The sequence below is a fragment of the Stenotrophomonas sp. PS02298 genome (assembly GCF_029959445.1).
Classification (GTDB): domain Bacteria; phylum Pseudomonadota; class Gammaproteobacteria; order Xanthomonadales; family Xanthomonadaceae; genus Stenotrophomonas.
Window position 1 is genome coordinate 1 of record NZ_JASCOR010000185.1, and the last position, 7810, is coordinate 7810.

General features: G+C 64.1%; 7 protein-coding genes. 6 read left to right on the top strand and 1 reads right to left on the bottom strand.

Annotated features, from left to right (window positions below; translation table 11 throughout):
* Window positions 1-253: 253 nt before the first annotated feature.
* Together QMX78_RS18695 and QMX78_RS18700 are read left to right on the top strand one after the other, a co-directional pair.
* On the top strand, window positions 254-817 hold the full coding sequence (locus QMX78_RS18695) for a DUF1453 domain-containing protein (protein ID WP_282272377.1): 564 nt from the start codon (window positions 254-256) through the stop codon (window positions 815-817).
* Window positions 818-881: 64 nt separating this feature from the next.
* Window positions 882-1646 carry a YiiX/YebB-like N1pC/P60 family cysteine hydrolase gene (locus QMX78_RS18700; protein WP_282272379.1) on the top strand — a complete coding sequence of 255 codons (765 nt, stop codon included), beginning with the start codon at window positions 882-884 and terminating at the stop codon, window positions 1644-1646.
* 178 nt (window positions 1647-1824) lie between these two features.
* On the opposite strand, the gene QMX78_RS18705 is transcribed toward QMX78_RS18700, so the two are convergent.
* Window positions 1825-2463, bottom strand: a complete 639-nt coding sequence (locus QMX78_RS18705) for an OmpW family outer membrane protein (protein ID WP_282272381.1) — start codon at window positions 2461-2463, stop codon at window positions 1825-1827.
* 216 nt (window positions 2464-2679) lie between these two features.
* On the opposite strand from QMX78_RS18705, the gene QMX78_RS18710 reads away from it, so the two are divergent.
* The 4 genes from QMX78_RS18710 (at window position 2680) to lpdA (ending at window position 7621) form a co-directional block, all read left to right on the top strand.
* On the top strand, window positions 2680-3243 hold the full coding sequence (locus tag QMX78_RS18710) for a DNA-deoxyinosine glycosylase (protein ID WP_282272383.1): 564 nt from the start codon (window positions 2680-2682) through the stop codon (window positions 3241-3243).
* A gap of 180 nt (window positions 3244-3423) precedes the next feature.
* On the top strand, window positions 3424-4800 hold the full coding sequence (locus tag QMX78_RS18715; RefSeq protein WP_282272385.1) for a dihydrolipoyllysine-residue acetyltransferase: 1377 nt from the start codon (window positions 3424-3426) through the stop codon (window positions 4798-4800).
* Window positions 4801-4805: 5 nt separating this feature from the next.
* Window positions 4806-5453, top strand: coding sequence for a hypothetical protein (locus QMX78_RS18720; protein WP_282272386.1), 648 nt, complete (start codon window positions 4806-4808; stop codon window positions 5451-5453).
* Window positions 5454-5470: 17 nt separating this feature from the next.
* On the top strand, window positions 5471-7621 hold the full coding sequence (gene lpdA, locus QMX78_RS18725; protein ID WP_282272388.1) for a dihydrolipoyl dehydrogenase: 2151 nt from the start codon (window positions 5471-5473) through the stop codon (window positions 7619-7621).
* The last annotated feature ends 189 nt before the right edge of the window (window positions 7622-7810 follow it).

The window sequence follows — 7810 nt, forward strand, 5'->3', positions numbered from 1 at the left end:
GGGGCGGCGCGTAACGCCTTTCTGGGGGGGCGCACGCCCCCCAAGCCGATATCGCCACCGGAGCTCGCGACATTGCGATCCGGAAGTGCGCTTGCTTCGCGGCTTACGCCGCTCCTACCGGTTTGGTACCCCGGTAAGTCCTCTGCCGAGCTACTGGTCGAGAATGCTGGTAAGGCCTCTGCCGAGCATGGCTCGGCACTACCTGCATCTGGCATGGCGTAATCTCTGGGCCAATATCCCCGGATCAATCCCCATGCCTGTGCTTCTCGCTGTGCCGCTGGCGATACTGGTGTTCGTCGCGATCATGTTGCTGCTGATGCCGCTGTCACTGTGGCAGCGCGTTCGCAGTGGTGGCGCGCGCCGACAGGCGCGGCCCTGGCTGATCACCTTCAATTTCTGGGCGACATTGGTATCCACAGGTTTGTTCGCGGTGTTCGTCGGCATCGCCGGGTTCTGGTGGGCTGGTGCCTGGTCCTACGCGGCACTTGGTTGGCTGGCCGGTCTGTTGGTCGGCGTGCTCGGCCACTACCTGACCCGCTTCGAGCCCGGTCCAGAGGCGCTGCATTACAAGCCCAATACCTGGCTGGTGTTGGCATTGACCGCGATGATCGTCGTGCGTGTGGTCGCCGGCGTGGTACAGGGCTGGCAGGCATCGGTGAACGGCGTGCCGTGGCCGGACTCGGGCTGGCTCAGCCATGCCGGCTTGCTGGCGATGGCGGCGCTGCTGCTCGGTTATGCAGGCATGTACGCCTGGCTGCTGCGGCGCCGGGTTCGTCACCATCAACGCTATCGGCAGTTTGATCGTAGTCCGCGCTGAGCCTGTATCCGATGGCAGGCGGAGGCTGTCCCGGCTAGTCTGATGCAAGCAGATACGGAGACGCTTGATGGGTGTGCTGCAGTTCTTCGGGCGCCGCTTGGCGCACTTCCTGGCGCAGCCACGCGCCAACCAGATGCGGCCGTCGACCAGCGACCCCGCAATGCTGCTGCGCACCTTGCGTCGTGGCGATGTGCTGCTGGTGGAGGGCAATAGCCGCTTCTCCACCGCCATCAAATACCTGAGCCAGTCCACCTGGTCGCATGCGGCGCTTTATATCGGCGAAGAACCGCTGCTCGAAGGCGGCAAAGCGCAGCCGATGCTGATCGATGTCGATGTGGAGCAGGGGGTGCGCCGCATTCCGTTGACCGAATTCGCCAACCAGCACACCCGTATCTGCCGTCCGCAAGGCCTGTCACCGGCAGTGGTGGATCAACTGGTCGGCTTCATGCGCGCACGCCTGGGCTATAGCTACGACCTGAAGAATGTCTTCGATCTGGCGCGATTCCTGATCCGGCAGCCGCCGGTACCGGGTCATATGCGCCGTCGCTTGATTGCATTGGGCAGTGGCGAGCCAACCAAGGCGATCTGTTCGACCTTGCTGGCGCAGGCCTTCGAGTCGATCCGCTACCCGATTTTGCCGGAGATCGAAACGGTGCTGGCGCAGGTAGGTGGCGCCGAGCAGTCGCAGGAGATCCTGCACATCCGCAACTACAGCCTGTACACGCCGCGCGACTTCGATGTGTCGCCGTTCTTCGATGTGGTCAAGCCACGCCTGCAGCACAACTTCGATTACCTGGCGCTGCAATGGAGTGATGACGGCAGCCCATGATCACTCCCGCCCTTGCCCCGAAGGGGCAGGGGAGGGTTGGGGAGGGTTGGGGAGGGGCGCTCTTCTGCCTTGGCATTGATCAGCGACGTTCCAAAAAAAACACGGGCCGCGAACGGCCCGTGTTTCATTTACAAGCACTGCATTGAATCTACAACGGTACTGCCAGGAACGTTGTCGCTTAGAAGCGTGCACCCAGGCCGAAGCCAACGGTCCACGGATCCAGCTTCAGCTCGCCGGCGTTCTGGCCGGCGACGCGCAGGTCAGGACGAGCGTGCATGTAGCGCGCATCGGCGCGGGCAAACCAGGTCGAATTGATGTTCATGTCAACGCCGACGGTGCCGATCGCACCCTTGGCGGTATCCACGCCAACGTGGTTGCCGGTGCTGCTCAGGCCGTCGATCTTCTCGTTGCTGAAGTTCGACTCGTAGTAACCCAAGCCGACGAACGGACGGAACACGTTGTCCGCCTGGCCGAAGTGGTACTGCGCGCTCAGTGCAAGCGGCTGCTGCTCGACGCTGCCGACCTTGGCGCCACCATCGGTGCGCACGCGGTGATCGAACTTGTCGGCCGCGCCCCACAGCTCAACGGCGAAGTTGTCGTTGAAGTAGTAGCTGGCGCTGATCGTCGGTGCCGGGCCGCCATCGACCTTGCCAATGCCGTCGACCGGATCGTTCTTCGGCTGCAGCAGGCTGATGCCGCCAACCACGGCGAAATGCTTGCCGGATGCGGTATCGCCATTGCCATCCTGTGCGAAGGCGGTGGAAGACAGCGCAAGTGCGCCAAGGGTGGCAAGGCTGAGAATTTTGATGGAACGCATGACTAACTCCTCATATTGCGAACAGAACTACTGCGATCGGGACTACGTTGTTATCAAGGCCCTCGTTGCGGGGCGAGGTCACCCTAACGATGGCAAGATGAATCGCTCTAAACGCGGGGATTTTTCAGTGCCTTTGCGTTCAGCGAAAAATCGGGGAGATCCCATGCGCACGATGTTTCGCAGCAATATTCCGTTCACGATCTTGTGGAGCATGTGATGAGTGCTGATGTATTGCAGGGCTTGCCCGCGCAGGTGACTGCAGCGTGTCGTGTATTGGTGCTGGGCTCGATGCCGGGCGCGGTATCGCTGCACGAAGCGCGCTATTACGCGCATCCGCGCAATCGCTTCTGGCCAGTGATGGCGGCGCTGTGCGGCTTCGATGCGCAGCTTGCGTATGCGCAACGATTGCACTGCCTGCAGCAGGCCGGCGTCGGGTTGTGGGATGTGATCGGGCAGTGCCAGCGCGCCGGCAGCCTGGATACAGCCATCGTCCGTGGCAGCGAAGTGCCCAATCGCATTGCGGAGCTGTTGGCCGACCTGCCGCAGCTGCGGGCAATCGCCTGTAATGGCGCTGCGGCACACACTGCGTTCCAGCGATGGATCGCACCGGCTTTGCCGCCTTTGGCGGCTGCGCTACCGCTGCTGGCCCTGCCATCGACCAGTCCGGCCAATGCGGCGTGGTCGCTGCAGCGCCTGACTGGGCAGTGGCAGGCGCTGCAACCGTGGTTGAATGCGCCGAATGCGGTGGTATCGCCTGCAACCAATGGTTTGGCCGACTAGGACAGGCAAGACAGCCGACACGTCGTAAAGCAGGGCGTTGAGCCGAAATTCCGGCCGTCACGGCGCGCGTGGCGTGGCCTTGTCCGGGGACATACGCAGGCGAATTCACTTGTAGCGGTTGGCGCTGCGGCCCGCTAACGCCACAATAGGGGATTCCCTCATTTGTTGCTGGAGTAGTTCATGGCCGAAATCAAGGAAGCACTTGTCCCCGATATCGGTGACTACAGCGACATTCCGGTGATCGAAGTGCTGGTCGCGGTTGGCGATACGGTCAAGAAGGACCAGGGTCTGGTCACGCTGGAATCGGACAAGGCGACGATGGAAGTGCCGTCGGCCTACGCCGGTGTGGTCAAGGAGCTTAAGGTCAAGGTTGGCGACGGCCTGTCCGAGGGCAAGGTCGTGGCCCTGATCGAAGTCAGCGAAGAGGCCGCCAAGCCTGCCGCCGCTGCCGCTCCGGCAGCCCCGGCCAAGGTCGAAGCCGCTGTCGAGACTGGCACCAAGGTCGAGCCGGTGGCGGTTGCCCCGGTCGCCGACAAGCTGGCCCAGCGCGAAATCGCCCAGGAAGAGGTGGTCACCACCAGCAAGCCGGCCACCCCGCCGGTGCAGTTCAACGCCGAAGGCGTGCTGCCGGCCAATGTGCCGTATGCCAGCCCGGCCGTGCGCGTGTTCGCCCGCGAACTGGGCGTGGACCTGCAGCAGGTCAAGGGCACGGAGAAGGGCGGCCGCATCACCAAGGGCGACGTGCAGAAGTTCGTCAAGGGCGCGCTGTCCGGCGGCGTTGCTGCCAGCGCCGGTGCCCCGGCGGCGGCTGGCGGCGGCCTGAACCTGCTGCCGTGGCCGAAGGTCGACTTCAGCAAGTTCGGCGAGACCGAAGTGGTGCAGCTGTCGCGCATCAAGAAGATCTCCGGCGCCAACCTGGCCCGTAACTGGGCGATGATCCCGCACGTCACCCAGTTCGAGCAGGCTGACATCACCGATCTGGAAGGCCTGCGCGTGGCCCTGAACAAGGAAAACGAGAAGGCCGGCATCAAGCTGACCATGCTCGCTTTCCTGATCAAGGCCAGCGCTGCCGCGCTGAAGCAGTTCCCCGAGTTCAACGCCTCGCTGGACGCCAGCGGCGAGAACCTGACCCTGAAGAAGTACTTCAACATCGGCTTTGCCGCCGATACGCCGAACGGTCTGGTCGTGCCGGTGATCCGTGACGTCGACAAGAAGGGCGTGGTGCAGATCGCCCAGGAAACCGGCGAACTGGCCAAGAAGGCACGTGACGGCAAGCTCGGCCCGGCCGACATGAGCGGCGGCTGCTTCTCGATCAGCTCGCTGGGTGGCATTGGCGGCACCGCCTTCACCCCGATCGTGAATGCGCCGGAAGTGGCCATCCTCGGCGTCTCCAAGTCGTCCATCCAGCCGGTCTGGAACGGCAAGGAATTCGCCCCGAAGCTGATGCTGCCGCTGTCGCTGAGCTACGACCACCGCGTCATCGACGGCGCCCTGGCGGCCCGTTTCACCACCTACCTGTCGCAGGTGCTGGCCGACATGCGGCGCGTGCTGCTGTGATGCCAGTGGCGCCGCGACGCGCCCTGCTGACGCTGGTGCTGGCTGCCCTGGCGGGCCCGGCACTGGCCGCCAGCCAGTGCCTGCCGGTGGTCGGTGAGGGTTGGCCGCCGGCGGTGGGCAACTACGGCCAGGCGGCGACCAGTCTGCTGGGCGGCCAGGCCGAAGACGGCCTGTCGCTGCTGGTGCTGCCGGCACGTGGGGTGGAGTCGCAGGTGCTGCTGCGCCGCGATGCCGCCAACGGGCAGTGGATGGTGCTGTCTGGCTCGGCCGACAAGCGCATCTACAGCTGGAACACTACCGGCGGTCGCGGTGGCGTCAACCTGCAGCTGGACCAGGAGCCCGAGTTCGCCCAGGCGCCGTTGCCCGATGCACTGGCGCAGCGCCTGCTCGAGGTATGGGGCAAGGCCCTGGCCTCGTCCGAAGTGGCGGCGCGGGCGCCGGTCACCGATGGTGAGGTGCTGTCCTTCACCGTCAACGGCGAGCGTTACAGCGGTCAGCGGCCGGCTTGCGGTCAGCTTGAAGCGCTGCAGGAACAGGCGGCGCTGCTGATCGAGCTGGCCCATAGCAAAGACAAAAAATACGAGAAGCGTTACGCCAACATCGAACGCGCGCTCGACAAGATGCATGACCGGTTCGTCGGCGAAGCCGGCTGAGCCCACAGGAGAAAACAATGGCGACGATTGAAATCAAGGTTCCGGACATTGGCGACTACAACGACGTGCCGGTGATCGAGATTCTGGTGGCCGTGGGCGACACGGTGAAGAAAGACCAGGGTCTGGTCACGCTGGAGTCGGACAAGGCCACGCTGGAAGTGCCGTCCTCGGCTGCGGGTGTGGTCAAGGAAATCAAGGTCAAGCTCGACGACAAGCTGTCCGAGGGCGATGTGGTGGTGATCCTGGAAGCTGAAGGCGAGGGCGCTGCCCCGGTCGCAGCTCCGGCACCTGCTGCCGCACCTGCGCCGGCTGCACAGCCTGCTGCTGCCGCCGCTCCGGCAGCCGTCAGCGCGCCGGTTGCCGCTGCTGCGCCAGCCGCATCCGGCCCGGTCGAGGTCAAGGTGCCGGACATCGGTGATTACCAGAACGTGCCGGTGATCGAGATCCTGGTCGCCGTCGGCGACACGGTGAAGAAGGACCAGGGCCTGGTCACGCTGGAATCGGACAAGGCCACGCTGGAAGTGCCTTCGTCGGCCGATGGCGTGGTCAAGGAAATCAAGGTCAAGCTGGACGACAAACTGTCGGTCGGCGACGTGGTGGTGGTGCTCGAAGGCGCTGCCGGTGCTGCACCGGCTGCTGCCAAGGCGGCCCCGGGCAGCAAGCCGCCGGTGACCCCGTCGCACCGCGCGCCGGACCCGGCGATTGCCGCCAAGGCGCTGCCGTCCAGCGGTCGCACCGCTGACATCGAATGCCGCATCGTGGTGCTGGGCGCAGGCCCGGGCGGCTATACCGCTGCCTTCCGCGCTGCCGATCTGGGCATGGACACCGTGCTGATCGAGCGTTACGCCAGCCTCGGCGGCGCCTGCCTCAACGTCGGTTGCATTCCGTCCAAGGCGCTGCTGCATGCCGCTGAAATCATCGATCACGCTGCGCATGCCGACGAACTGGGCATCGAATACGGCGCGCCGAAGATCAGCCTGGACAAGCTGCGCGGCTACAAGGAAAAGGTCGTCGGTCAGTTGACCAAGGGTCTGGCCGGCATGGCCAAGCAGCGCAAGATCCGCACCGTCCACGGCCTGGCCAAGTTCGTCTCGGCCAATGAGCTGGAGATCGTCGGCGACGACGGCAAGACCCAGCTGCTGCGCTTCGAGCAGTGCATCATCGCTGCCGGTTCGCAGGCGGTGAAGCTGCCGAACTTCCCGTGGGACGACAAGCGCGTGATGGACTCCACCGATGCACTGGAACTGGCCGAAGTGCCGGGTTCGCTGCTGGTTGTGGGTGGCGGCATCATCGGTCTGGAAATGGCCACCGTGTACAGCGCCCTGGGTTCCAAGGTGACCGTGGTCGAGTTCATGGACCAGCTGATGCCGGGCGCCGACAAGGACCTGGTCAAGCCGCTGGCTGATCGTTTGAAGAAGCAGGGCATCGAGGTCCATCTGAAGACCAAGGCGTCCGGCGTCAGCGCCGATGCCAAGGGCATTACCGTGACCTTCGACGCCGCCACCGAAGGCGAGAAGCCGGCGATGGAAAGCGGCACGTTTGATCGCGTGCTGGTTGCCGTCGGCCGCTCGGCCAACGGCAAGAAGATCGATGCCGACAAGGCTGGCGTCGAAGTCACCGACCGTGGCTTCATTCCGGTTGACCGGCAGATGCGCACCAATGTGCCGCACATCTTCGCCATCGGCGACATCGTCGGTAACCCGATGCTGGCGCACAAGGCAACGCATGAAGGCAAGCTGGCGGCCGAAGTTGCCTTCGGCGAGAAGAAGGAGTGGGTGGCACGGGTGATTCCGTCGGTGGCTTACACCAACCCGGAAATCGCCTGGGTTGGCGTCACCGAGACCGAGGCCAAGGCCAAGGGCTTGAAGGTGGGCGTGGCCAAGTTCCCGTGGGCGGCCAGCGGTCGCGCAATTGGTATTGGTCGCACCGAGGGCTTCACCAAGCTGATCTTCGACGAAGAGACCCACCGCGTGATCGGTGGTGCCATCGTCGGCGTGCATGCCGGTGAGTTGCTGGCAGAGATCGGCCTGGCCATTGAAATGGGTGCGGAGGCCGAAGACATCGGCCACACCATCCACGCGCACCCGACCCTGAGCGAGTCGGTGGCGATGGCCTCGGAGATCTACGACGGCACCATCACCGATCTGTATATCCCGAAGAAGAAGTGATCGAAGAGTGAAAAGGGCCGCGTAGCGGCCCTTTTCATTTGTGCGCGATGTATAGAGCGCAGCGACGCTTCATTTGTAGAGCCGAGCCATGCTCGGCTGGGGCGTTGCCGGTGGTGCTTCATTTGTAGTGCCGAGCCATGCTCGGCAGAAGCGTTCCCGGTATAGCCCCTGCCGAGCATGGCTCGGCAC